This window comes from Bacillus sp. AR2-1, assembly GCF_008368755.1.
GTDB classification, from domain to species: domain Bacteria; phylum Bacillota; class Bacilli; order Bacillales; family Bacillaceae_G; genus Bacillus_A; species Bacillus_A wiedmannii.
Genome location: NZ_QORY01000032.1, coordinates 1 through 23,260, shown reverse-complemented (window position 1 = coordinate 23,260; position 23,260 = coordinate 1). Strand labels below are relative to the sequence as shown.

Annotated in this window: 21 protein-coding genes and 5 pseudogenes; 22 read left to right on the top strand and 4 right to left on the bottom strand. The window is 31.3% G+C overall.

Annotated elements, in window-relative coordinates:
* The 7 genes from DT250_RS28135 to DT250_RS28100 all read left to right on the top strand — a co-directional run bounded on the left by DT250_RS28135 (position 1) and on the right by DT250_RS28100 (position 3,835).
* Positions 1–867, top strand: coding sequence for a hypothetical protein (locus tag DT250_RS28135; protein WP_098342717.1), 867 nt, complete (start codon positions 1–3; stop codon positions 865–867).
* A gap of 42 nt (positions 868–909) precedes the next feature.
* Complete coding sequence (locus tag DT250_RS28130; protein ID WP_149214081.1) at positions 910–1,113, top strand: hypothetical protein; 204 nt, start codon at positions 910–912, stop codon at positions 1,111–1,113.
* A 66-nt stretch (positions 1,114–1,179) separates the two neighbouring features.
* On the top strand, positions 1,180–1,383 hold the full coding sequence (locus DT250_RS28125; protein ID WP_000879955.1) for a hypothetical protein: 204 nt from the start codon (positions 1,180–1,182) through the stop codon (positions 1,381–1,383).
* A 71-nt stretch (positions 1,384–1,454) separates the two neighbouring features.
* A complete protein-coding gene (locus DT250_RS28120; protein WP_000879950.1) occupies positions 1,455–1,655 on the top strand; it encodes a hypothetical protein in 201 nt (66 codons plus the stop codon).
* Between the two features lie 93 nt (positions 1,656–1,748).
* On the top strand, positions 1,749–2,294 hold the full coding sequence (locus tag DT250_RS28115; RefSeq protein ID WP_149214080.1) for a hypothetical protein: 546 nt from the start codon (positions 1,749–1,751) through the stop codon (positions 2,292–2,294).
* Positions 2,291–2,914, top strand: coding sequence for a hypothetical protein (locus DT250_RS28110; RefSeq protein WP_149214079.1), 624 nt, complete (start codon positions 2,291–2,293; stop codon positions 2,912–2,914). Before DT250_RS28115 ends, DT250_RS28110 begins: the two co-directional genes overlap by 4 nt.
* A gap of 642 nt (positions 2,915–3,556) precedes the next feature.
* Positions 3,557–3,835, top strand: coding sequence for an ArsR/SmtB family transcription factor (locus tag DT250_RS28100; protein WP_087983719.1), 279 nt, complete (start codon positions 3,557–3,559; stop codon positions 3,833–3,835).
* Between the two features lie 423 nt (positions 3,836–4,258).
* On the opposite strand, the gene DT250_RS28095 is transcribed toward DT250_RS28100, so the two are convergent.
* A complete protein-coding gene (locus tag DT250_RS28095) occupies positions 4,259–4,369 on the bottom strand; it encodes a YjcZ family sporulation protein (protein ID WP_000540371.1) in 111 nt (36 codons plus the stop codon).
* 217 nt (positions 4,370–4,586) lie between these two features.
* On the opposite strand from DT250_RS28095, the gene DT250_RS28090 reads away from it, so the two are divergent.
* From DT250_RS28090 to DT250_RS32435, 8 genes and pseudogenes are all read left to right on the top strand, one after another.
* Positions 4,587–4,829: a hypothetical protein gene (locus DT250_RS28090; RefSeq protein ID WP_088610459.1), complete on the top strand. Its 243-nt coding sequence runs from the start codon at positions 4,587–4,589 to the stop codon at positions 4,827–4,829.
* 412 nt (positions 4,830–5,241) lie between these two features.
* A pseudogene (locus DT250_RS28085) lies at positions 5,242–5,547 on the top strand (hypothetical protein).
* Between the two features lie 251 nt (positions 5,548–5,798).
* Positions 5,799–6,149: a DUF3796 domain-containing protein gene (locus DT250_RS28080; RefSeq protein WP_149214078.1), complete on the top strand. Its 351-nt coding sequence runs from the start codon at positions 5,799–5,801 to the stop codon at positions 6,147–6,149.
* Complete coding sequence (locus DT250_RS28075; RefSeq protein ID WP_071758049.1) at positions 6,139–6,339, top strand: helix-turn-helix transcriptional regulator; 201 nt, start codon at positions 6,139–6,141, stop codon at positions 6,337–6,339. The genes DT250_RS28080 and DT250_RS28075 overlap by 11 nt, the downstream gene beginning before the upstream one ends.
* Positions 6,340–7,618: 1,279 nt before the next feature.
* The gene (locus DT250_RS28060) at positions 7,619–8,053 is read left to right on the top strand and encodes a sodium:proton symporter (RefSeq protein WP_149214077.1); all 435 of its coding nucleotides are present in this window, start codon (positions 7,619–7,621) and stop codon (positions 8,051–8,053) included.
* Positions 8,054–8,289: 236 nt separating this feature from the next.
* The gene (locus tag DT250_RS28055) at positions 8,290–9,036 is read left to right on the top strand and encodes a YrrS family protein (RefSeq protein WP_149214076.1); all 747 of its coding nucleotides are present in this window, start codon (positions 8,290–8,292) and stop codon (positions 9,034–9,036) included.
* Between the two features lie 1,014 nt (positions 9,037–10,050).
* Entirely contained in the window at positions 10,051–10,299 is a 249-nt protein-coding gene (locus DT250_RS28050) for a hypothetical protein (protein WP_149214075.1), read from the top strand.
* Between the two features lie 170 nt (positions 10,300–10,469).
* Positions 10,470–10,840 (top strand): annotated as a pseudogene (locus DT250_RS32435) (hypothetical protein).
* Positions 10,841–11,272: 432 nt separating this feature from the next.
* On the opposite strand, the pseudogene DT250_RS32430 reads toward DT250_RS32435, so the two are convergent.
* Together DT250_RS32430 and DT250_RS31885 are read right to left on the bottom strand one after the other, a co-directional pair.
* Positions 11,273–11,442, bottom strand: a pseudogene (locus DT250_RS32430) (erythromycin esterase family protein); the annotation flags it as partial.
* A gap of 1,124 nt (positions 11,443–12,566) precedes the next feature.
* A complete protein-coding gene (locus DT250_RS31885; protein WP_046956602.1) occupies positions 12,567–12,731 on the bottom strand; it encodes a hypothetical protein in 165 nt (54 codons plus the stop codon).
* A 2,039-nt stretch (positions 12,732–14,770) separates the two neighbouring features.
* Here DT250_RS31885 and DT250_RS28020 point away from each other — a divergent pair.
* Both DT250_RS28020 and DT250_RS28015 read left to right on the top strand, forming a co-directional pair.
* Positions 14,771–15,049: a hypothetical protein gene (locus tag DT250_RS28020; RefSeq protein WP_087983640.1), complete on the top strand. Its 279-nt coding sequence runs from the start codon at positions 14,771–14,773 to the stop codon at positions 15,047–15,049.
* A 306-nt stretch (positions 15,050–15,355) separates the two neighbouring features.
* The gene (locus DT250_RS28015) at positions 15,356–15,547 is read left to right on the top strand and encodes a hypothetical protein (protein WP_131935137.1); all 192 of its coding nucleotides are present in this window, start codon (positions 15,356–15,358) and stop codon (positions 15,545–15,547) included.
* 145 nt (positions 15,548–15,692) lie between these two features.
* Here the strand turns inward: DT250_RS28015 and DT250_RS28010 are convergent, their stop codons facing one another.
* Positions 15,693–15,830, bottom strand: a complete 138-nt coding sequence (locus DT250_RS28010; RefSeq protein ID WP_000376554.1) for a DUF3956 domain-containing protein — start codon at positions 15,828–15,830, stop codon at positions 15,693–15,695.
* 661 nt (positions 15,831–16,491) lie between these two features.
* On the opposite strand from DT250_RS28010, the pseudogene DT250_RS32740 reads away from it, so the two are divergent.
* The 5 genes and pseudogenes from DT250_RS32740 to DT250_RS32425 all read left to right on the top strand — a co-directional run.
* A pseudogene (locus DT250_RS32740) lies at positions 16,492–16,748 on the top strand (LPD1 domain-containing protein); the annotation flags it as partial.
* A gap of 13 nt (positions 16,749–16,761) precedes the next feature.
* Entirely contained in the window at positions 16,762–18,084 is a 1,323-nt protein-coding gene (locus DT250_RS28000) for a DUF3854 domain-containing protein (RefSeq protein ID WP_149214072.1), read from the top strand.
* 121 nt (positions 18,085–18,205) lie between these two features.
* On the top strand, positions 18,206–19,129 hold the full coding sequence (locus DT250_RS27995) for an Rpn family recombination-promoting nuclease/putative transposase (RefSeq protein WP_149214071.1): 924 nt from the start codon (positions 18,206–18,208) through the stop codon (positions 19,127–19,129).
* A 241-nt stretch (positions 19,130–19,370) separates the two neighbouring features.
* A pseudogene (gene tnpB, locus DT250_RS27990) lies at positions 19,371–20,476 on the top strand (IS200/IS605 family element RNA-guided endonuclease TnpB).
* A 1,578-nt stretch (positions 20,477–22,054) separates the two neighbouring features.
* The coding region (locus DT250_RS32425) for an S-layer homology domain-containing protein (protein WP_255450490.1) at positions 22,055–23,260 on the top strand (1,206 nt) is incomplete at its 3' end.

Below are 23,260 nucleotides of genomic sequence, written 5' to 3'. Positions count from 1 at the left end.
GTGGCTGCGATTTTAGCTGTAGTAGTATTCGTTGTCATGTACTGGGTATTCTCTACCTTTCTACAAAGTAAAAAAGAGAGCGGTAGCCTACTTACAAACTATGTAGAAAATGCAAAACGAATTGAAAAAAAGAATTTAAATCAAATGATGCTCGCTCCCTTTCAGTCGTTATCACATAAGTATCTGACAGAAGAAAAGAAAGAGCAGATTCAGAAAAAATTAGAAGAAGCTGGTTTGGATACGAAACCAGAAGAATATTTGAAAATGAAAGTTGCGTATCCCATCATTTTCACCTCTGTTTTCTTGATATGTACGGTGTTTCATGATTACTACCTATTTAAAGTGGGCGTTTTGATTTCACCACTGCTTTATTTCTATCCTGATTATTTATTAAAGAAAAGAATCAAGCAGGCGATAGAAGCAAGGAAATTTGAATTACCAGAGTATCTAATTCCGATGCTGCAGCTGTTAAAAACACATACAACATTAGAAGCAGTAAAAAAGGCGCAGATATATGCAGGGAGACATCTTCGACCATATGTATCTACACTTACAGCGGAATTAGAAATGTATGCGGGTTCGGATCAACCATTTCGTAACTTTGCAGCAGCTTTAAATAGTCCAGAAGTAAATACTTTTACCATTGCGCTACAACAAGCACAAAAAACGGACAAGGTACAAAGTCTTCGTATTATGGACGCACAGATTAAAATGATGCGTGAGCTAAAACATGAGAACTATAACCGTCTCATTCAAAATAAGCCAATGGAAATGAATAAATTTAACGTTGCTGTAATTGGTTGTATTGTAATTTATCCAATGGTGATTGTTATTCAATCCTTAATGCAAGGATTTGCAAGTATATAAGAAGCTAGTATCCCAAATTGAATAAGAAGAGGAGCAATACACATGTTAACAAAAATGAAGAATTGGTTAAAAAACGAAGACTCACAATTATCATCAGAAAACGGTATGTTAATTGCCTTGGCAGTAATTATTGTATTAGTGATTGGCCCGTTTATATGGAAAGCAATTCAAGGCGGGTATGACACAATTCTAACTCGATTTACAAAAGCATCAAGCAATGCAGATGTGAATACTTGGAACAAATAATAGAAGTTTTAAAATAATGATGTTTATTACGTATAGCTCAAATAAATAGATAAGGGAGTTCTAATCATGTTAGCAAAAATGAAAAATTGGTTAAAGAATGAAGATTCACAGTTATCATCAGAAAACGGTATGTTAATCGCTTTGGCTGTAATTATCGTATTAGTGATTGGCCCATTTGTATGGAAAGCAATTCAAGGTGGCTATGATACAATTCTAGCTCGATTCACAAAAGCATCAAGCAATGCGGACGTAAATTCGTGGAATAAGTAATAGAAGATTTAGATAGGGAAGTTCTTATTTACTAAATTCTTAAAATCGATATACAAAGGAGACCGAATAATATGTTAGCAAAAATGAAAAATTGGTTAAAGAATGAAGATTCACAGTTATCATCAGAAAACGGTATGTTAATCGCCTTGGCTGTAATTATCGTATTAGTAATTGGGCCATTTGTATGGAAAGCAATTCAAGGTGGCTATGATACAATTCTAGCTCGATTCACAAAAGCATCGAAAAATGCAGACGTAGATTCTTGGAACTAAATATAAATTGAATAGTAAACAGGGGGGCTACTCTAAAGTAGTTCCCTTTTTTAAACAACAAATATATGCGGATTCAGAAAAGGAGAGAAGAAAGTGTCTTTGTATATTATAGGATTACTACTAAGTTATATGTTCCTAAATGTATTTACTGATTTGAAATATAGAAAAACAAAGAATGTATGGCATCTACTATTCTTAATTTTTGGAATAGGAATCACGTATTTTACTGGAATAAGAACAGGGAAAGAGATTGTGATTGTACTAGCCATGGCATTAGCATGTGGTTTATTGTTGGAGACATTTAAATTTTCTTCACCTGGTGATACGAAAATGCTTGTGGTAGTAGCTTTATACATTAGCAATGTAGTAGAAGAATCGGCTGTGTTTACCGCAATTACACTAACAGCTTTCCATTTACTATTCTTTTGGATTGCCAGTGTGTATCGATTAATTAATGTTTTAGGATTTATAGGAGCAATTAAAGACCAATTAGAGCATGCAGCTTCTATATTTGGTGCAAAACTACCTAAGAAAGAAATACAGCTGATACAGAGCTTTCCAGGGGCTTGTTCTATTTTATTAGGAGCACTAGTTTATGTTGCGTTTACTATATATCAAAACGGAGGTATCTTGGCTTGAACAGTAGAATCATTCATCAAAGAGAAAAATATATTTACTTTACAATATTTGCGCTGGTAGGAGTTTTTATTCTAAACATGTTTATTAATATGTTGTTCGTATTAGCATATCCTTTATTGATTGGATTAATGGTTCAGGTTATCTTACTACAGAAGATAAAAAAATCATTTTATCGGAATGGAAAAGAATTAACAGAACAGTTAAAACTAAAAAATATATTTCTGGTAGAATCAAATATTTTAGGAGATGAAGAAGGAACGGTCTATGAGGTGCATCAAATGCCTTTTGCATTCTCAAATGGATTAATCAATAAGGAGAAAGGTTATAAAGTAGTAAAACAAGAGTATGAAAGAAAAGTAAAAGAAGATTTAACTAAAATCGCAAAATGGCAAGTTACAACAAAAGCTAGACTTGTTACAACAACGCATTTTCGTTTATATACAATTTGGCAGAAAAATAGTACAGGCTATCAATTAAAAAAAATAGAGGATTGCATTGATCCGTATGCAAAGATGAACCTTATACAATGGATGATTGCTTCATTCTGTACGACTGGTCGTATCAAGTACGATAAGAAACCAAAAGAGTGGGCAAGCTATGAATGGATTATTTTAAGATAAATAAAAAGATAGAAGAAAAAACTAAGTAGTTCAGTTATTGTAGGGAAACTTATTAATATGCTGTTTGTATCGGCATATCCTTTATACGAAAGAGATTTAGAAGTGGCTATTTGAAGAATTTAATACTATTGTGTTTATTGACTACATTCTGTCTAAATATTGTAGGATGTTCTAATAATATGGGTACACTAAGGGAAAAGTCTAAAACTTCAAAACCTATGGACTTTAAGCGAATTAACAAAGCATGGTACAAACATATGTAATAGTTTAAAAGAACTTGAAATGGTTAGTGGCTAAAGGTCATAAGGAACAATTAATTTGGCTGATAGCAGATGATGCAGATCGAGAGAGAAAATATAACGGAATTACATTCGAATTTAAGTAATTAAAAGATAAAAATGGTCTAGATTTAGACCGTTTTTTTGTAGATGTTTTTCATTGAAAAAAACACACTAAGGTGCCCTCCCTTAACTAGCACCACTTTAACTTTAAAAATATGTATTGGAATTTCATCCGAATATTATTTTTCTCAATGGACAATCGGTATAATTCAGGGTTGTTTGTACTGTTTTTATGTTAAAATATTCTGGTTGTTATCTGTCTTATTTTAGGAGGTTGGGTGATTTGCTAAGGGCTTTTTATTTGGATTTCAGTTTCTATACAGAAAATATAAAAGTTTTAGAGTTATTAGGGAATCCTACTCGATTATCAATGGTTTGTAAATTGATTACATATGGATCTTTGTCAGTTTCTGATCTAAGTAAGAAAACAAAAATTACGGAAGATTTGATTGTACAACATTTGCGTAAATTAACTTCTGGAAATATTGTAATTAGTGAACGTATGGGGAAAAGGCTTTATTTTAGAATAAAAGATGGTAAAACAATTGAGATTATTAAGGTTTTAGGACTATTAAGTTAATTTTAATTACTTTATATATAAATGATACTTAAAGTTTTGTTAAGATTTAATCGTATACAAATATAAGCGCAAAATCACATATAGTTTACCTTGGCAAATAGGTGGGTTATTTTATATTGGTGAGATTGTACTAGTATAAAAGAATAAAGGTAACTGTATATTGTGAGGGCGATTGGTTATCCCTTCTTTCAATTTGGAAGGATAGGGATGGAATTCGTAAAAAATAAATGATATACCACTACCCTGAAGGTAATAGGTATTAGAAGGGATGTTAGCGCATCTCTTCTTTTTATTATATACACAAGGTATTACTGTAATACTACTACAGAGATTATATTAAACATAAATAAAAACTTAATGAGCTTGTAATGGATATAATGCACAAGAGAAAAGACACCTTAAGGTGCCTTTACCAATAGTTTTTTAGCAGAAGCAACTGCAGCCAATAATGATCAACAAAATAAACAATACAACTAATAAAGCAAATCCTCCAGCAAAACCGCAGCCTTCGCCGCAACTACCACCATATCCCATAACAATAGTTCCTCCTTTAGATAAGAGGGGAAAACTAGGGTTCATTTCATCTAATTTAATAGGTTCACTTTACCTTATGTATTTAAGAATGAATTGAGCAGGTCCTTTTGAAAATAAAGATAAGGTAAATTAAGGAACCTTTTTTGGAATTTTCTGTGTCATTAGCCCTTTTTACTACATATTTTAGTATAAATTGCTTTAGGGAGGAGGATCATTAATGGCATTGACTGTAAATGATATTTGTATCGATGTGTGTCTTAAAGTTACGATTACTCCTGGTGGTGGGGTAGAATCAGTTGTAAGTGATGGGGAAGAATGCGGATCTAGTCCAAGTATAGTAATTAATCCTGATGGCTCAATTGCTATTATATTACCATTAGTAGCTTGTTTCTCAATTACATTAAATGAAGACTTAGGTGTTGGAACGTCTTTAACAAGTTTGTCCTTTAAAACTTCTTAAGTGAGGTACTAATTTTATAATGTTACAGAGTAATGAAATTCTATTGAAAGATCTCCTTAAGCGATTTTCTTTTTTTATGCTGCCCATTTAGAGCTAGTGTGAGTAAGGAGTTTATACAAACAAGATAAAGACACCATTTGGTGTCTTTATCTTGTTTGGGTAAATAAGAAGTAAGGTTTCCATTTTAATTGAAAAAAATAGAACAGGTAGTTAGATTTTATCACAATTTTTTGTTGAATGAACATGCATTATTACATATCATTATAAATCCCTCTATTCTCCATTTGATAAAGTATATTAACAATATTGACAAGATTTAAACAAACATTTCTACAAATTCGAAATATTTAAAAAATAACAAAAGTGATACATTTAAGGTGCAGGTTTTAAAAAATATTAAGGGGGATTTATTATGTTCAAGAAATTAGTAGTTGGAGCTTTAGCAACAGGTATTGCATTCACTGGGGGGATTGGAGCAGCTTTAGCAAGTACAGAAAATGGATCTAATACACCAAGTTCTGTAAAATAATTAGCAGGATGCTATCCAAAAGAAAACGGTAAGTATGTAAGAGAAGTGAAAAATTCTAACAAGATTTTTGCTAATGCTTTTACTGAAAAAGCTTGTGGCGGGACAGTATATTGGTATTTAAAAGAAATCAGATGGACACATGCTGATGGTGGGACATATATTGCTAAGTATGAAAGTTGGATTCAATAGTATGTTTTTTTTGAATACTTGCCATAAAAAAAACTCTACGGTGCCTTTCACTGACCTGAACTATCTCAATTTTAATAATATGTATTGAATCCCCAAATATTATCCTACTACGTTAAGTAATATTGGTGTAACTTTTAGAGGAATTCATGACGTTTATAAAACAGTTGTACTGTTTTCAGTCCTTTTTATTATCATGTCTATGCGATATATTTATAACATAAGGAGAGAAATATATCACATAGGAGGTTTGTATGAAAAATAAATTAGCATATTTAGGGTTTCTTGGTTTTTTTGGTCCGTTTACATTTTTAGGTAATATTTCATGGGCATATTATTTTTTCGGTTTCTTTTTCTTCTTCGCATATGCAAAAGTAGTACCAGATGAGCTTTTTATGCTGCATGTTAGGATCGCTGCTACAAGAGCTTTTTTCGTAGCATTAGTACTCGGCAGTATACTACTCTTAAGTGTTTTTATATTAGAAAATTTACATGTAATTCGGTTATTCGTTATAATTTCAGTTTTCATACCTTTAGGCACATTTATAATTAATTTAGAAATATTTGAACGTCGAGAAAAGAAAGGAATGCAAGATGCCACTTAAGACTAGAATGAAAGAATATAGAGTTAGGTTAAATATGTCTCAAGAAGATTTAGCCAAAGAGGTGGGTGTTAGGAGGGAAACAATTGGCAATCTTGAAAATGGAAAATATAATCCTTCATTCAAACTTACTTATGATATAGCAAAGGTTTTAAAAGTACCTATTGAAGTTCTGTTTTGGTTTGAAGAATAGGTTGTGTATAAAATTAAATTCAAATTTCTAACAAGAGACTCTATTTTATTTAATATTTTTTAAAATGGAGTCTTTGTATTTACCATTTGGGGTACTCTCAATATTTTTTATAAAAATGCATATAATTTATAAGTAATATGAGCAATTATACAAGGAAAAAGTGAATTAGTTTTTTTATAAAGAAAAGACACCCTAAGGTGCCTTCCTCCCACTTGAACCATGTTCATTTAGTATAAACTTATCCGTATTATCCCTTTGTTATACCTATAAACACATCCTATAAAACAGAATCGTCTATATACACCAGATTGTTAGTTTACAAAATACAAGAGATTTAAGATCAGTATTAGAGTGACGCCACACCTTCTATAATAATTGATATGTTACGCCTATCAAAAGAATTTGTTTTATAGAATGTATCTACATTTTTTATTTTACTATATGTAATATTTATTTGGTGTAATTTTAGCTAATATGTATAATTGCATATGGTTTATAAAAAAGAGAGTATAATTGGGTATTGTGTAATAAAGAAAATACACTCAATGAGTGTCCTTCCTCCGACTTGAACCATCTTAATTTTAATAATATGTATTGGACCCCATCTAATATAATTGTATCAAGCTGATGCACAGTGGCAATTGAGAAATACGATTAACAAGAGAATGATAGTAGTGAAGACATCTAAAAATAAGGAAGTAGATTCTTACAGGTTGACTACGAATTCATAGACTCATGGTAACCCAAGTGGCTGTAAACAATATCATTAATAGTATTACAATGATATACAATCTGGGTTGAGGTATCATAATACCAATCATTACGCCCATTAATCTTCCCATTGCTCCTGCTACAATCCCATTTAATATGGGGGTCATATCTTAAAATAGAAATATAATAATACCACTAACAAAAATACCAATCAGGAGTCCTAAAACAGAGGCTGTACTTAAATGGTTGTTACATTATTTGTAAGATATATTTTTTGTAATTCAGTTGTAAACTACAAAACTTCTTTTAAAAGAAATGTACGTACATACACATTATATTTTATTCCATAACGCTCTATCTTTTTTCACAATAGTTTAATATCGTGAAAATTAAACTACTAGGTACTACATCACTTTGTTTTTTATATAGATTTTTAATTAAACTATATATTGAAATTAGTAATAATAAAATGTATTATTGAAAAGCACAATTTATAATTCAAGTAATCAAGACTATGTACCCATAATAATTTGAACATTCAGAAATTATAATATTGTCTAAAAACGAGGTGAGATTCATAGAAACAGTACATATTAAATGGTATGGATTGTATAGTATAAATGATTTTTATAATAGAGAAGAAGCTTCTAAGAAGGGGATATTTACAATCTCTAGAGTAGATGCTAAGAATATAACTTTGCTATATATAGGAAAAACCAAAAGAAGCTTTATACAAAAGATAAGGGAACTTAATAAGGAGTGGCTTTGTAATGATAGCGAATTAAAGATTACATTAGGAATAATAGAATTTCCTAGTGGTGAAAGTTACTCTGAAAAGAAGGTAAAAGAGATAAAATCCCTTTTGATTTTACGACATACCCCATTAGAAAACGAAACATCTTTATTATACCATAGAGGGAAAGTTAATTTGAAAATTATAAATAAGGGAAGAAGAGGCTTAATTGTTAAAAAGCTTTCTACAGAAAATCTAATATGGACGTAATTGGAATCACCTTTGAATAAAATTGAAGGTTTCTTAAGTGCCGAAGCTTATCAATTTTTAATGTATTAAACTATTTTGAATAACATATGTCAGATGCTTGAAATAAACAAATTTTATTATGATATGAAATCCTGTATGGAAAGTGTAGTTCATTTCTATTATTTAATAAAAATATTAAGAATTATAGGGATAATGCATAAAGAGTAGAGGAAAAAATAACCACGGAGGTTTAAAGAATGGGACAAGTAAGCAGGTTTCAAGAAAAACAACAGAATCGTCGTCAAAAGGCGATTTTTAATATTGCATTTACTTTGATATTAGTGACAGTTGGTATAGTGACATACCAGTTGTTTACCCCTTCTGATGCATCAAAGAAAGCAATTGCTCAAGAAAAGAAAGCAACAAAGATAGAAGAGAAGAAAAGTGAAGATAAAGAAACAACAAAGATAGAAGAGAAAAAAAGTGAAGATAAAGAAACAACAAAGATAGAAGAGAAGAAAAGTGAAGATAAAGAAACAACAAAGATAGAAGAGAAGAAAAGTGAAGATAAAGAAACAACAATGATAGAAGAAAAGAAAAATGAGGATAAAGAAGCAGCACAGTTAGAAGGGAAACTAAAAGCAGAAAAATCGGTAAAAACGAACGAAAACGAAAATGAAAATAAAGAGGGAGAAAAAACGGTATCTCAAGAAAAGGGTCCTCAAACTAATTCTTCTTGGAAGCCAATTGGTACAGAGCAAGGAGCAAAACCTGAAATGAAATTTAAAGAAGGAACAGTAGATTGGAGTGAGATGAAAAAAGCAATTTCTTATGCTGTGGATGTTCCAGAGAGCCAATTGACTTTCGATTTTATTGGGAATAATGGAAATAATAAAGCCTACGGTAATGTACGAGATAAGCAAAGTAATAAAAAATATAAGGTTAATATTGATTGGGTAGAGAATCAGGGATGGAAACCAGTATCTGTTCAGGTGGTAAAATAAATAATAGAAATGTAATTATGTGTTTAAAAGTTTACTTTTGTAAAAACTCAAAAAAGAGTTTGTATTAATCGGGACTCTTTTTGTTATGTTGACACCATTAATTAATTGGATTCATTTGTTAGATCCTGATGCGGACAAACTTGGAAGATTATTTTTTGTTATATATTTATAAAATTTCTGTTATTTTTTTCGCCGAGATACGTGTAAAACTAGGTTATAGCAAAACATTTTTTACTAAACTTTGTTTTTCGTTGATATTTGTAACATTATTAGAAAACGACGGTAAATATACGTTAAGACAAATATATGGAGTGACAATAAAGTTGGACTAAATATATTTATTATACATGTTGTCTTTTTTCTAATCCTTTCACGTAACAAAAATGTATTTTTAAAGTACTAAATAATTAATGGTACCTTTTGAAATATTTTTGGTTTCATTTCAGTATAAACAATTCCGACTATATAACTAAAAAATAAGTTTTAATATCTATTGAACATATGAATAGGATAACAATTAACTGCTGTTGGCAAATAGCAATTTATCTAATAAAAAGATCACTTGTTTCCAAGACAAGTGATCTTTTTATATACGTTTCCTATACTATTTTTGAGATCCATTAGATATTTTAGTTCCCTTATTGATATTGCGTATTCAATTCCCCACTCCTTTGATTTAGATACTATATCCCGTTTGCAGCAGTATCGATCTATAGTATCGACTCGATATTTAATAAATATTGTTTAATCTAAAAGCTCTGTTCTATTGCGCAGTTATCAAAATATAAATTGTTATATGCACCTTCCATAAATACTTCTTCACAAGAGTCACATAAATATCGCTTTTCGTATCTAATTTCATATTTTTGTACGTTATTTCCTCCTTAATGTGTAAAAGTGTAAACTTGAACATTTACACTTTTACACAAGTTCACAAAAATAATAAAACAATAAATTTTTATATTATAATATAAATTAAATATACTTCATTATTTACAAACAGGAGGGATTTCATTGAAATATTTTGATGATGAGCTACGCCAAATTGATATGGATCAAAAAGAAGCAATACTAGTTGTAAGAGCTTATAAAAGGTATTTAGCAAAAACAGATAAAGATAGGGAATATGGAACAGAAGTGATTGAACGTATTAGCAATAGTGATACTACTCGTGAGGATGCTGATTTTATTATAAGATGCACGGAAGTTATTGATGATATTATCGATAAAGTCGTCGAGGAGAAAGTAACAAATAAAAGCTAACCTACTACTATATGATAACCCTCCTCAAAAAACATCTAGCGTATAGACTACGGATCGTCTCTACATGAGCTTGTTGCTTTACGAATGAAACCATACTATATTTTATCTATCTTACGAAAATAAATTGTCATATAATAGAAATAACAGTATGAAATATACAGAAGATACAAATGAAAAAGTTTTTAATTAGTTATGCTGCAAGTCTGCTTACTTTTATTATCATATGGTTCTTAATAACATATATTTCTGATCCTAGTCATTCTTACCAGAATGATTTACCTAACATAGTTGGATTCATTATGATTCTCATCATATTTGGTAGTATACTAAATCTTGTAGTTTGTCTAATTGGAGAAGTATTATACAGGAACATAAAACAATGTAAAAAGCTTCGATTTTGAATTCCTGTATTTATAGGAATAGCTGTTATCTATATACTTATACTCTCTCTTTTACAATTACTGGGGCATATTCTTCTAGTTTGATTACACCTATTATTATGGGTTCCTTAGCTTTTTATTTAGTACGTAGAAAAATATAATAAGCTGTCCATATGGACAGCTTATTATATTTTTTGCTTAGTGTATATTTTTGTTAAAATATAGAAAAATCCATTTGGACAGCTTATTATATTTTTTGCTTAGTGTATATTTTTGTTAAAATATAGGAGGCGCCTTGTGTCATCAACTTAAGAAAACAAGTTCTCCTAAAAAACGATAAAAACAAACTTCGGTGCTATAAAAACACAAAATTTCCATTTAGGGGTACTTTAATATCTTAGCTTGATGGGCATGTGGCGCGGGCCCACTTTAAAGAAAAGACATCCTAAGGTGTCTTCCTCCGACTTGAACCACTTTAATTTTATGATTTATATCCAAATATTAATTTATTATGTTAAAAAATATTATGCATTTATTATTTCATCTGATTGTTTGTTTTTCATAACAAAGTAATTGTGACCTACTTTAATTACTCATTTCATTTGCGATGGTTTAATATGGTCTAGCTATAGATACCATCATATTGTTCAATTGGATTCATAATTTCTTCAAATTCTTTCATACCCCAGTATCTTCCCTTGGTAGGGGAGAACATCCAAGAGGTTTCTGGACGGTTTCTTTCACCTTTTAAATTTAACAACAGCGTTATTTGAATAGAAAATGGCAGCTGAAAATTTAAGGCTGAATCAGCTGCCAATTGAGTAGTTATTAAATCTTATTATTAAGTTTTTAATTTGAATTTTTTCTCTTATTTCGTGAAGAAATTATCCCGAAAATTGCACCAGACATTGCACCGATTAAAGTTGGTAAGAGTATACTCCATGCTGCAAATGACATAATTATACCTCCTAATAATAAAATGTTACAACTATATACTTTATTATATATTGATTTAATAATATTATGTAAGGAAATCAAATAAAATAGTTATTTTATAGCAATGCGAGAAGAGCACACAGCAAACGTGTACGCATAACAATCTAAATTATTTTAAAGACCATGATATATCATCAAGGGTTTTATAAAAATAACTATACATACGGAAAAAGAGATACTTTGGATTGAATTTTTGTTTCCAGTTCATAATAATCACCTCTCATACAAATATTTTAATTATATTATATAGTTATTAATTTGAATGTTAAGAAAAAATGATAAAAATTAAGGTGAATTTAAACAAATTAGTTATAAAAAAAAGACCTCTTACGGAAAGATAAGAGGTCATCAAAAAATGTTGTATTTGAAACACGTGATGTTTCATAAATTATTATAACACAATCGTTATATTACGTATAATAAATATTTTATTTGTGAAAAGAATAAAGGTGTATAAAGTCGTTAGTTTAATACATGATATATAAACAAAGAAGAGCCTGATATGGCCCTCAGGCTCTTCCCTCAATAGCAAAGAGTAAGTCTTTTAATTACTCTTTGATCATATAATAAAAGATTGTTAACAAAAATCCAAGGCTCTTTATATTGAGAAATAAAGAAAAATTATTATATAGAATCTTATTTTTTTTCGTAAAAAAAAGAGCGGCTAGCAAAAGCTAACTGCTCGTTCTATAGATGATAATCTAGATGCAAGTATAGTGTTCACAGAATATTGATTTTTATTCAGGCGTAGAAGTTCCTCTTTAACAGAAAAGGCTAGAATTTCTCCTAACACTCAAGAGACAAATCGGTATAGAAGGGCTAACTTTAATAAAAAAGCAGTTAGCTTGTGCTAGGATGCTTTGATATTTAATGGAGTTCTAGTTATGCAATTTAGATAAAGATACTACCTACTAGGAATAAAGCTCCAAGCAAAATTAGAGAATCAACTAAAATCAAGAACTGGTTTTTCTGTGTTTTTTTTAATTCTTTTATTAAGCTAAAAACTGCACTCAATCCGAAACAAATATATAACAAAATCAGTATTGTTTCTGGCATAATTAACACTCCTTATATATTGATAGATTAATTATATAAGGAAAATCATTTGTATGTAAGTTTTTAACCAAATCCTTATTTAAATGAAGAAGCCTTAGAATTAGGAGTCTAGGGCTTCAAGTCATGGTATATCTAACACGACATTATAAAAAAAGAACGTAATGAAGATAACACATGATGGTTCATAAATGTATTAAAAAAGTATTTTTGTACATCAAGGTAGTCAGCACAATTAACTAACGACTTGTTGAAAAAAATAAGCCTCGTAGAAAATGTTACATAGCTTCATAAGATTGAGCCACGTCGTACTCACAAGAGATTTTAACATGGATTTAGTGATGAATAAATGGTGAATTTGTTCAATTGATTAGGGCTATTATCGTGAACTACTCGCCACTTAGCAAAGCTTGAAGTGGGAGGTTCTCAGTTCCACGACGAAAGTAACCTTTCGTCTCCCTGAGCGTTACTTCGGGGTGTTCCACCCCTAGATGTCCAACGCATGGACGCTCTTTTGGTACGGTTGATATTTTACGCAGGAACCGAATGGCTTCGTGTTCGCACTCTATTTTCTTCCTGCAACCTTCTATATCAAGTTATCAAAGAACTTCATATAGCTAGCTTATCAAAAGTTTTTGGCTATGCCAAACCGAAATTCATCTCCCACCTATCGTTGGGCTAAGCCCTTCACACGCTTGAGGAAGGAGAATTCTTTCGGGGAATACGTTAAATAAAAAGGCTATTTTCATAAAAAATTTCATTTTTTTTAGTTTAATACCAAAAAAGAGCACTTAATAAAGTGCTCTTGTGACGAGATCCATTTTGTAGCCACTATTTTATAAAGAAAGGAACGCGAAATATTATATGCGCTTCTTGTCAATTGAGTGTATTTTTACAAACAAAGAGCAGTCAGCAAAAGCTAACTACTCGGTTCTCCAAGGGGGAACAAGGAGAAAATCTAATGTCATATACATTATTAACGAAATATTGAGTTTTATTCACGGGAGATTATATTTTACAAATTAGATTATGATAGTCGTAATTCTCCATATTGACCAGAAAAGAACTAAAAATTCTAGTATTATTCCAAGGGTTCTTTTCTTAGTTTTTTGAAATTCTTTTATCAAATAGCCAACAGCACTAATTGCTAAAAGAATAAGAAGAATAAGTTCGAGTGTAACTGGCATTTTATCTGCTCCTAAAAAATATATTTTATATATAACAATTATAAGATATTTATTGATCTTTAGTAGGAAAAATTTTAAAAAATAATCTTTTTGTCATAAACAAAAAGGTGGTTGTTTCTGGAACCACCTTTCAGTAAAATAAAGCACTTTTTCAGAAATAAAATATGTATGATTCCTGAAAAAATTATAGGTTTTAATCCCATTTTTATAATTCAAGTGACGAGCTTAATTTATAAAAAAGGAATGAATATAATGTATGAAAGCTTGTCAATAATGGTCACGAATAAAAGAGAAACTAGCAAAAGCTAACTTCACAATACAAGGTTATAAAAAGAAAACTACTTCAAAAGAGTTGTGGCATACAGCCTACATACAGTATTGACGGGGAATTTATTTAAAATTCAAGTTACCTAAAGTAAAAATCCCTACAGATACAATGGCTGTACCTCATGCAGAACTTAGAAAATCTCTCCAGTGCAATGTATTTAAAGGGGGATCTGTTAAATCCATAATTATGAAAATAGCGATAAGTTCTATGTACATGCCCTTTGACAACCGCATATCAAGAGGATTAGTACACCCTATAAGTGAAACGTTTTTATGCGATAATGTCACGGTAACGTATAACGCATAGCTAATATGAGCTGAAAAATTACATGATGCGGTGGCTTGGAGAAGGTTGTAAGTGATTTTGCCCTTTGAAGAGGAACTTCTTCCGGTTTTTATTTTTCGCGCTCTATTAGATAGGTTAACTATGAGCAAGTTTATAAAACATATTTTTTGAATTATTTAATACAAATATATATAATTATATCGATGTTAATATATTAACTAGTTAAAAATGGGGAAAGAAAAATGAAAATTAAATTTGATGTGGTTAAAGATGAAAATTTTGATTTTACTTTATTAGAAACAAAATTACTGAAAACTTTTAAAGAAGTGGATAATGTTGCAATAGTTGAAAAGGTCGAAGATAAAATTTTTGAAAAAGACGATGTGAAAACCCATTTAGAGGAGATCACTATTAATGTTACAGGAAAGAATATCGGATATAGATCAGTTTCAGCTAGTATATTTATTGTTTTAGAAAGTCTCTCAATGAAGTTATTCAATATTAATATTAGTATACATTAAGTATCCAATACGGATGCTTTTTTCTTTGTTATGTAGAAATCACACATTAAACATATATTTATACGCTTTGTTCCTACACGTTAAGGAATAGTAATAAGTAATAAAAGATGATACCGTATAAAAACAAAAAGAACCCTAAAATGGGGAGATTTTAATATATCTTGGTTTATTTAGAAGGAAAAACATAAATTGTTATATGTTAAACGATAATATGAACAAAATGGATACTCGGATTAAAGGATATCTATATAAATAGGTAGAATCTAGTTATTTGGTTCACATTTTAATCCAAGGGGTACAAATTCGATGCGACGTGAAAAGGATTTGTTGAAACAATGGAAAGCGGATTTGCAAGCTATTCAAGAAGAGAAAAGGCTGAAGAAGAAGGCTAAGAAAAAGAATAAAAAATATAGCATTCCTGGTAATACAGCTGACTTCATGGATAGCAAGAATACTTATCGTAAAGAGAATGGGGTATGGAAGCAAAGAAATAAATAGTGTGAAGATAAATAAGTTTGATTAAGTTTATAGCAATTATTGTAGGCGCTTCCATGATCTGGGCGGCGTCTTGTTCATTGTTAAGAAAAGATAAGGGGAAAATAAAAAAAGAGAGCTAATGCCCTCTTTTTTAGCGGTACTTTAATTAATCGCAGATTGGTATTCCGAGCACTCTTAAAGCTAATGCTACTTGGAGAGAAATCTCTAATCTAGCAATTTCGATACCAGCGACTGAGAGAACTAAAAAAGGTTGTCCGTTTACAAACACAACGCAACTATCCATGGTTACGCCTCCTTTCTAGCAATCTAATATAGTATATGAATGAAACGATAATATGTAATAGTCAGATTAGCGAATTTAATAAAATTAATAGATTAGCCCATTTAAACAAATGTACACACCGAAAGAGAAAGGTTCTTTTTGTATGTCTAAAAGTTAGCCTGAAATAGCATATATATAAATGATAACTTTTAGATAGTATCAAGGGGAGAATTAGTGGGATTGGTGGGATATGCACGAGCTATTATAAGAGAGCAAGATTTAGGATTGTAATTTGAAACGGTAGAAACATATGGTAGTACAAAAATATTTACTGAAAAGTGGAAAGGAGTGGATTAAGGAAACATAAAGTTGTTGAAATTTTTGTATGAATTTATTAACATGGAACTATATTTATTGTTTATTTGATTCCGTTTATTCCCACACCTTATGCGTTGTGGTTGAGTTGTAGAAGCAAGTTATGTCTTGTTTTAATTATGAAAGGGCTTCTTTGAGCCGATTAGTGTATATAAAGCTTATTTAATTAGCTGTGCACATTTTTAATCGACTTGAAGAATCCCTTTTTGTGTTGTTTTAAAGTCTGTTTGACTGGTAAAACCCATTATTACATTAGGCAAAAATTATTATTTAGGGAGGTATAAAATGAATACTAGTTTTGAGGTATCTATACTTTGATACAACAATCAAATTAGATAAAAAGAGAATCAAAAAATATTAGTCTACAAATCAAGAGATATTTGCTAGAGCATTTGAAGTATATATAGCATCCGCTTTGCTAGAACAAGAACATAAAAACGATTATTTAGTTTGTGATATTTATTCTTTTGTATATATCTGTTAGGAGAACAAAGAAAGCATCTAAATAGAAGTATAAGGAGTTTAATGGAGTTAGTTGTTCTATACATAATAAACAATATATAAGGGGTGGGGGATTATGCATTATAACATTCAAAAAGGACAGTTCCGTTTAACAAGTGCTTATCCAAGAGGTAGCTGGTGGGAGTTTTATCGTGTTCCGTGTCCAATTTGTCATGATACAGGCAATTGCATGCTGCATGTTTCGCAAGAGAAAGTAGCGTGTACGCGTGTAGAAAGTAAATGGATCTATGGAAAAAACACGGGCAATCCAAGCTACATTCACTACATAAATGGAAAAGATAAGTATCAATTGCCTGAGGTGGATGAAGTTCGGATCCATAATAAGAAAAGCAATGAGGAATTAAATGTGTTTAATCGTAAGTTAATGGATTTCATACCATTGCAAGAGCATCATCATGCACATTTAATAAGAGATAGAAAAATGAGCGAGGAACAAATACAAGTACGTCAATATCGTTCTTTCTTAAAGCAACAAATTGTGTTAGAAGAGGATAATACGTATACGACCGTTTGGGAGAAACTATTTGAACAGATTGGGAGAAAAAGTTGCTGGCAGGGCATTCCGGGATTTTATGAGATGAAGAAAGGTCTGCTTTCTCTTCGTTTGATGTCAGGCTTCCCTGGTATATTGATTCCTTTTCGAAACCAGTATAATCAAATTGTTGGATGGCAGGTTCGTGTGGATGAAGTGAAAAACTCAGTTCATGTGAAATCGGCACCTACTGGAGTTCAAGCGGAATTAATTGAACAACCTAATATTGTAAAGATAACTAAGAATGGTGATTGTATCTTTGAAGGCGAACTAGAAGTGAGCAAAAAGGTAGAAATTCCATCTCAAGAGGAACGAATTGTTGTAAAGATTCATAAAGGGCAAAAATATTTATGGATCTCATCAGCAAACAAAAATCAAGGAACTGGTGCAGGAGGTAGTGAAAATCCACTTCCTGTACATGTAGCCGTACCGAGTTCTCATTTGAAACATTGGAATTCTGGTACACTTCATCAAACTAAATCAGTAATTATCACAGAAGGAACTATGAAAGCTGATTTGATTGCTGATTTGCTTCTAGAGAGATTTAATAAAGAGGAGATTTCTGAAATAGGAACAACGGTTCTTGCGATTCCTGGTGTAAATGCTTGGCGAATTGCTATGCCTGTATTAAAGGATATGGGTGTAGAAAATGTCTATTTAGCGTTTGATGCCGATTTAGTAGAGAATAAAAAAGTAAGAAAAGCTCTAATAGACTTTGCAACAGAGTTAAAAAAAGAGGGCTATAACGTAATCATAGCTGCATGGAACCCAGCACAAGGTAAGGGGCTGGATGATACAATGCAAGCGGGATTTAAACCTGTATTTCAGAGACTATACGAGTCATAAATTAGGTTGATATTTTCATAAATAGGTAGATTGAAAGAGATAGAGTTTGCAATTCTATCTTTTTCTTATATCCAATTACTACAGAGGGTTTAAATTAACAAAAAGAAAGGTAGAAGAGAATATGAATACATCTATGAAAAAAAATCTAGTAAATTTACGGGTTGATTTTGCTTTCAAGCGCTTGTTTGGAGTAGAGGGAAACGAAGATATACTCATTGGTTTTCTTAATGCGGTATTACAATCCTCTTTAGATGAGGAAATCATTTCTTTGCATTTAGATGATCCACATCTTCCTAGGGAGCAAAAAGATGATAAATTGTCTATTTTAGATTTGCGTGCTACCTTAAACAATGGTATAAAATTAAATATAGAGATACAGGTTCGCGACAAAAAAGACATGATTGAGCGATCTTTGTTCTACTGGGCTGGCATGTATTATTCCCAAATGACTCAGGGGATGAAGTACACAGAATTAAGACCAACCATTTGTATTAATATAGTGGATTATATTCTGTTTCCAGAAGAAGAAGACTTTCATAATGTCGGTGTAGTCATGAACAAAAAATCAGAGCATGTAATTTCAGAGAATATGCAATTGCACTTTCTTGAGATTCCAAAAGTAATTCGAGAATGGCAAGAAAATCGAATGGATCCATGGGATGATATATTAGCACGTTGGCTATTACTATTTCCTGCATATGAAGATGAGAAATTAACAACAATCCTGGAGGGAATCGCGATGGAAAAAGATCCAGTTTTGAAAAAGGCAATAGAGGATTGGGAGCGTTTAAGTAGTGATAAGGACTTTTTACGCTTATATGAGGCGAGAGAGAAGGCAATTAAAGATAGAATATCAGAAATAGAGACGGCAGAAGAGAAAGCAGCGAAAAAAGCAGCAAAAAAAGCTGCAACAGAAGCTAGAACAGCCACTAAAATAGAGATGATTCGCAATTTAATTAAAGTTGGTGTACCTATAGAGAAGATATCAGAAGCTACTGAATTAAGTGTGGAAGAGGTTAATGAAATTTTAAAAAATAAAGAATAGATATAAGGGGTAAAAAACAGGTAATTGTTATTACAAACAATTACCTGTTTTTTTATCATTTTAGCCAAGAAAACTCCGTCCTCAAGGAACGCGAAGTGAGTAGGTGGGAGATGAATTGGCTTCGAACAAGGGATGGCAGGAAGCCATCTTAATTGTTCAACATACAGAAAGTGTTACTTCACTATTCATCGAATATATGTTTGGTGTATAATAGTCATATACCGAAATGGAGGTGAATCAAATGATAATTAATAAAGCCTTTAAGTTTCGTATCTATCCAAATCAAGCACAAGCAATTCTAATTAATAAAACGATAGGTTGTATCATTTCCTATCCCTATGGAATCACGCATATAAAGAAACTGGAAAAGGTTTAACATATGGTACATGCTCTGCCAAACTTCCTGCCATGAAGAAAGAGTTTGTTTGGCTCAAAGAAGTGGATAGTATTGCGATTCAGTCGTCTGTTCGCAACCTTGCGGATGCGTATACACGCTTTTTCAAAAAACAAAATAGTGCCCCGCGTTTCAAATCCAAGAAGAACAACGTACAATCTTATGCCACAAAACAAACAAATGAAAACATTGCCGTTGTAGGGAACAAAATAAAGTTGCCGAAACTAGGCCTTGTTCGATTTGCCAAAAGTCGTGAAATAACGGGACGTATTGTAAATGCGACTGTTAGACGGAACCCTTCTGGTAGATATTTTGTGTCACTATTAGTTGAAACAGAAGTACAAGAACTTCCGAAAACACATTCTTACATTGGAATAGATGTAGGACTAAAGGATTTCGCTATTTTGTCAGATGGAACACCCTATAAAAATCCGAAGTTTTTCCGATCATTAGAAGATAAGTTGGCGAAAGCACAGCGTGTTCTTTCTAGAAGAATGAAAGGATCTTCTCGCTGGAACAAACAACGAGTAAAGTTAGCTAGAATTCATGAATACATATCAAATGCTAGAAAAGATTACTTGGACAAAATTTCAACTGAAATCATCAAAAACCACGATGTGATCGGTATAGAGGACTTGCAAGTATCGAATATGTTAAAGAATCATAAGTTAGCAAAAGCAATTAGTGAAGTATGTTGGTCACAGTTTCGAACCATGTTGGAATATAAAGCAAAATGGTATGGCAAACAAGTCATTGTCGTATCGAAAACATTTGCTTCCAGCCAATTATGTTCTTGTTGTGGATATCAAAACAAAGACGTTAAAAATTTAAACCTACGTGAATGGGACTGTCCTTCTTGTCGTATACATCATGATAGGGATATTAACGCAAGTATCAATCTAAAGAATGAAGCGATAAGGCTTCTAACCGCAAGGACTGCGGGGTTAGCCTAATCAATTAGAGTTCGATAGAACTCTTTACTTAGGAATCCTCCACCTCTAAACGAAGTGAAAGTGGAGGTAGTTCAATCTTTTTGATTGTTGCCCATTTTGTGATTTTAATTATATTTTTTCTTGTTTTAGAATTCTCTCTAAAATATAACAGGATTTATATATTAAGAAATAATTATATAAATTAAGGTGGATTTAAACAAAATCCTTATTTAAATGAAGAAGCCCTAGGATTAGGGGTCTAGGGCTTCAAGTCATGGTATATCTCACACGACATTATAAAAAGAAAAGAACGTACTGAAGATAACATATGAATGTTTCATAAATGTATCAAAAAAGTGATTTTATAAATTAAAGTACTCAGCATACTTAACTAACGGCTTGTTGAAAAAAAGAAGCCCCGCAGTGTTACAGGGCTTCATAAGACTGAGTTATGTCGTACTCACAGGTGATTTTAACATGGATTTAGCGGTAAATAAATTGGTAAATGTGTCCAAGTAGTCTTAAACTATTATTAAAAAACAAAAACGCTTTTTGGTAAGCATATGTAAAAAAGAGCACTAAATAAAGTGCTCTCGTGACGAAATTCCTTTTGTAACGACTATTTTATATAGAAAGGAACGTAGAATATTATATGGGTGTCCAGTTAAATAAGTGCCTTTTACAAATAAAAGAGCAGTTAGCAAAAGCTAACTGCTCCAATCATGGAATATGGTTAAGAAATGGGTTGTCTACAGTATTGACGGAATATTGAGTTTTATTCAGAAGAACTAATACTCTACAAATTAGATTATGATATTTGTAATTACCCATATCGCCCAGAAAACAACTAAAAATTCTATTGAAATCCAAAGTGCTTTTTTCTCAGGTTTTTTTAAACTCTTTTATTAAAGAGAAAACAGCACTAATTGCTATAAAGATGAAAAGAGCAAGTCTTATTGTATCAGGCATTTTAACCACTCCTAATTTAAATTAAATTAATTATATATAGATTTTAAAATTTTTAGATAATTATTGGTGAAAATTAAGCAAAATTTAAACAAAATTAACCTTTTGAGAGAAAGTGAGGAATAACAATGGGACTAGGAAAGCGTGGAAATGAAGTAGACTAACAGCAAGGTGAGAGTAGTCTGTTTTCTGAAATCAGGAATATAGGACATGTTAGTAATATCAGAGTCAAACAGATTGATAGGGCCATACAATACGTTTTAGATAATGACGAGGCAGTGGTTAATAAGATTTTACCACATAAATATGGGAGAATAATCTTAAAAACAGGTAATTGTTTTATACATGCAATTGCCTGTTTTTTAATTTTCTCCCAATGTAATAAATAATTCGAATAGGATATTAGTGGATATATCTTATTTAGAATTTATTGTGTTTCAAAACTTTTAAATAAGAAAAAAGGAATATATTGCACGTTTTAGTTTGTAGAATTAAAATATAAAGATATGAATTTATATTGAACTTCTTTAAGAAATCTAGCACATTAGTTTAGATGAAGTATTTAAATGTACTCAAGTATTATATTGAGGGTAAAAAATCATATAAACTTAATTTGAATGAAGGAGATAATTTATGAAACTTAAACAGAAGGTATTAGCAGGCGGTATTATGTTGGCGACAGCATTAACGCCAATGATAGATGCGCAGGCAGAAGGTAAAAGGTTTAATGATGTTCCACAAGGCCATTGGTCTTTTAATGCTATTACAGATTTAGCAAATAAAAATATTATTGCAGGTTATGGAAATGGTATTTTTGGTTTTGGTGATAATATAACTCGTGGTCAAGTAGCTAGAATGATTTATGCCTACTTGAAACCTGCAGATGGCCCTAATATTAAAAATCCGTTTACTGATGTCAAAGGGCATATGTTTGAAAAAGAAATTTTATATCTTACTAAAGTTGGTATTATGAGTGGCTATGGTGATGGAAAATTTGGACCTGATAATATCTTAACACGTGAGCAGTTAGCTGCTGTGTTAACAAAAGCTTTTAATTTAAAAGCAACAGCAACTACTACTTTTAAAGATGTGGAAAAAAACTATTGGGCTACGAATGCTATCAGTGCATTACAAGAAAATAAAATTGCTGCTGGTTCAGGGAACAATATGTTTGAGCCAAAAATGGTTGTAACACGTGAGCAATATGCGCAATTTTTATACAATGCAATTAATATGAAAGAGAAACCAACAACAGAACCAGATAAACCAGAAAAAGATAAAAACGATGGTACGACAACAAACCCTGTAGATCTACTGCCCCCTACTCTAAAGAAGATAGAGATAGAAAAACAAACATATAAAGCAGGAGAGACGGTACAAGTAAGTATAGAGGCAGAAGATGATGTATCAGGTGTTCGTTATGCTTATGTAGCAATAAAAGGAGCTACAGGGGAAGAGAAAGAAGTAGCGGCAGCTTATAATGAAAAAAGTAATAAGTGGATTGCTGATATTCCATTAAGTTCATATGCTAATCCTGGAGAATATATGGTGAAAACAGTTATATTATATGACAATGCTAATCATGCTAAAGTATACAGGGGTGGACAAGATTTTAATATTCATTTTAATGTTGAAAATGATACAGTAGCAGATCAATTCCCCCCTACTCTAAAGAAGATAGAGATAGAAAAACAAACATATAAAGCAGGAGAGACGGTACAAGTAAGTATAGAGGCAGAAGATGATGTATCAGGTGTTCGTTATGCTTATGTAGCAATAAAAGGAGCTACAGGGGAAGAGAAAGAAGTAGCGGCAGCTTATAATGAAAAAAGTAATAAG

Excerpts from the sequence above, each read along its gene's own strand:
- DT250_RS28130 (WP_149214081.1), top strand. The coding sequence starts at position 910 with ATGTTAACAAAAATGAAGAATTGGTTAAAAAACGAAGACTCACAATTA.
- DT250_RS28125 (WP_000879955.1), top strand. The coding sequence starts at position 1,180 with ATGTTAGCAAAAATGAAAAATTGGTTAAAGAATGAAGATTCACAGTTA.
- DT250_RS28120 (WP_000879950.1), top strand. The coding sequence starts at position 1,455 with ATGTTAGCAAAAATGAAAAATTGGTTAAAGAATGAAGATTCACAGTTA.
- DT250_RS28095 (WP_000540371.1), bottom strand. The coding sequence starts at position 4,369 with ATGGGATATGGTGGTAGTTGCGGCGAAGGCTGCGGTTTTGCTGGAGGA.
- DT250_RS28090 (WP_088610459.1), top strand. The coding sequence starts at position 4,587 with ATGGCATTGACTGTAAATGATATTTGTATCGATGTGTGTCTTAAAGTT.
- DT250_RS28080 (WP_149214078.1), top strand. The coding sequence starts at position 5,799 with ATGAAAAATAAATTAGCATATTTAGGGTTTCTTGGTTTTTTTGGTCCG.
- DT250_RS28075 (WP_071758049.1), top strand. The coding sequence starts at position 6,139 with ATGCCACTTAAGACTAGAATGAAAGAATATAGAGTTAGGTTAAATATG.
- DT250_RS28055 (WP_149214076.1), top strand. The coding sequence starts at position 8,290 with ATGGGACAAGTAAGCAGGTTTCAAGAAAAACAACAGAATCGTCGTCAA.
- DT250_RS31885 (WP_046956602.1), bottom strand. The coding sequence starts at position 12,731 with ATGCCAGAAACAATACTGATTTTGTTATATATTTGTTTCGGATTGAGT.
- DT250_RS28020 (WP_087983640.1), top strand. The coding sequence starts at position 14,771 with ATGAAAATTAAATTTGATGTGGTTAAAGATGAAAATTTTGATTTTACT.
- DT250_RS28015 (WP_131935137.1), top strand. The coding sequence starts at position 15,356 with ATGCGACGTGAAAAGGATTTGTTGAAACAATGGAAAGCGGATTTGCAA.
- DT250_RS28010 (WP_000376554.1), bottom strand. The coding sequence starts at position 15,830 with ATGGATAGTTGCGTTGTGTTTGTAAACGGACAACCTTTTTTAGTTCTC.
- DT250_RS28000 (WP_149214072.1), top strand. The coding sequence starts at position 16,762 with ATGCATTATAACATTCAAAAAGGACAGTTCCGTTTAACAAGTGCTTAT.
- DT250_RS27995 (WP_149214071.1), top strand. The coding sequence starts at position 18,206 with ATGAATACATCTATGAAAAAAAATCTAGTAAATTTACGGGTTGATTTT.